General features: G+C 73.6%; 2 protein-coding genes. One reads left to right on the top strand and one right to left on the bottom strand.

Features of this window, described 5'->3' with window-relative positions; genetic code table 11:
- Window positions 1–1,111, top strand: a 1,111-nt coding sequence (locus tag AX685_RS08745) for an NAD(P)/FAD-dependent oxidoreductase (RefSeq protein ID WP_066487638.1), incomplete at its 5' end; no start/stop codon positions are given.
- 4 nt (window positions 1,112–1,115) lie between these two features.
- Here the strand turns inward: AX685_RS08745 and AX685_RS08740 are convergent.
- On the bottom strand, window positions 1,116–2,021 hold the full coding sequence (locus AX685_RS08740) for a pirin family protein (RefSeq protein WP_066487635.1): 906 nt from the start codon (window positions 2,019–2,021) through the stop codon (window positions 1,116–1,118).
- Window positions 2,022–2,202: the final 181 nt, after the last annotated feature.

Raw genomic sequence — 2,202 nt, 5'->3', positions numbered from 1 at the left:
CGCGGCGGTCGCGGGGCAGCGCGGCCGGCGGGTCGTGGTGCTGGACCATGCGCCGGAGCCGGGGCGCAAGATCCTGATTTCCGGGGGCGGGCGGTGCAACTTCACCAACCGCGACGCCGCCGCCGACCGCTATCTGTCCGCTAACCCGCATTTCGCCAAGTCGGCGCTGGGCCGCTACACCGCCGCCGATTTCGTCGCGCTGGTCGAACGGCACGGGATCGCGTGGCACGAAAAGACGCTGGGGCAATTGTTCTGCGACGGATCGGCGCGGCAGATCGTCGCGATGCTGCTGGACGAAGCCGCGGCGGGGGGCGTGACGATCCGGCTGGGCGCGCCGCTGGGCGAGGTGGGACATGCCGACGGCATGTTCACCGTGCGCCACGGCGCGCGCACCGTCGCCGCGCCCGCGCTGGTGATCGCGACCGGCGGGCCGTCGATCCCCAAGCTGGGGGCGAGCGGCATCGCCTATGATCTGGCGCGGCGGTTCGGGTTGAAGGTGGTGGAACCGCGCCCCGCGCTGGTGCCGCTGACGCTGCCGGGCGACGAGGCGCTGTTCCGCGCGCTGTCGGGCGTCGCCACGCCGGTGGTGGCGCGTGCGGGCAAGGCGGCGTTCGCGGAGGCCGCGCTGTTCACCCACCGCGGACTGTCCGGCCCGGCGATCCTGCAGGTATCGAGCTACTGGCGGCACGGCGAGGCGATCGGCATCGACTTCCGCCCCGACGCCGCGCCGGGCTGGCTGGTCGCGGCCAAGCGCGCACGACCGCGCGCGACGCTGGCGGGGGCGCTGGGGCTGCCCGCGCGGCTGGCCGAGACGCTGGCGGAGCGGATCGGGGTGGGCGAGCTGGGCGCGGCGAGCGACCGCGCGCTGGCGGCGGCGGAGGCACGGCTGGCCGACTGGCGCTTCCACCCCGACGGGACCGAGGGGTTCGCCAAGGCGGAGGTGACGGTCGGCGGGATCGCCACCGCCGGCCTGTCGTCCAAGACGATGGCGGCGCGGCACCTGCCCGGCCTGTATGCGATTGGCGAGGCGGTGGACGTGACCGGGTGGCTAGGCGGCTACAACTTCCAATGGGCCTGGGCCAGCGGCTGGGCCGCGGCGCAGGCGCTGTGAAGCGTCAGGGGTAGCTGACGGTCTTGGGCGTCAGTTCGGGCAGCGGGATCGCCTCGCTGTCGCCCGGTACGGCGGCGAAGCGCCCGGCCTTCCACGCGCGCTTCGCCTCGTTGATCGCCTCGCGCGAGGAATGGACGAAGTTCCACCACACGTGCCGCGGCGTCGCGAACGCCGACCCGCCCGCCAGCATCGCGCGGCCACCGCGCGCCGACGACAGGCGCGCACGCACGCCGGGGCGCAGGACGTAGAGCCGCTGCGGTTCCAGCACCAGCCCGTCGAGCGTGGCATCGCCGTGGGCGAGGTAGATCGCGCGCTCCTCCGCCGCATCGTCGATCGGCACGGCGGCGCCCGCGTCGAGCAGGATGTCGGCATAGATGGTGGCGGCATGTGTCGTGGTCGGCGCGCCCGCGCCCCACAGATCGCCCATGATGACGCGCGCCTGCGCGCCACCTGCCTCCACCAGCGGCAGCGCGTCGGCCGCGACATGTTCGAAGGCGGGGGCGATATCCTCCCGCCCGTCGGGCAGCGCGAGCCACGTCTGGATCCCCGAAAGCGCCGCGCCGCCGGGGCGCGCATCGGCGGGCGAGCGTTCGGAATGGACGATGCCGGTCCCCGCGGTCATCAGATTGACCGCGCCCGGCGTGATCCGCGCATCGGTGCCCAGCGAATCGCGATGCTGGAACGCACCGTCGAACAGATAGGTAACCGTCGACAGCCCGATATGCGGGTGCGGGCGCACGTCGATCCCCCCGCCCGGCGGCAGGTGCGCGGGGCCCATCTGGTCGAAGAAGATAAACGGCCCCACCATCGTGCGTTCGCGATGCGGCAGCGTGCGATGGACCTTGAAGCCGCCCAGATCGTGGGTGACGGGCTCCAGCGTCTGGAGGATCAGGTCGTCGTGGATGGACATGGCGCGCACGCTACCACCCCGCGGGCATGACGGGAACCGCGCGCGCGCACCCGTGTTGACCGCATATGACCCGCGCACCGAACAAGAGCAAACGCCCCCGCAAACCCGCCACCGCCGCCGACCGGCCCGGCCGTACCCGCATGGCAGTTGCCGCCGGCGCGGTGGGCGCGATCGCGGCGGG

Source organism: Sphingomonas sp. CCH9-F2, from assembly GCF_001556735.1.
In the GTDB taxonomy this organism is placed as follows: Bacteria; Pseudomonadota; Alphaproteobacteria; order Sphingomonadales; family Sphingomonadaceae; genus Sphingomonas; species Sphingomonas ginsenosidimutans.
The sequence above is the reverse complement of the archived record's forward strand: the minus strand, read 5'-3'. Positions and strand labels throughout refer to the sequence as shown.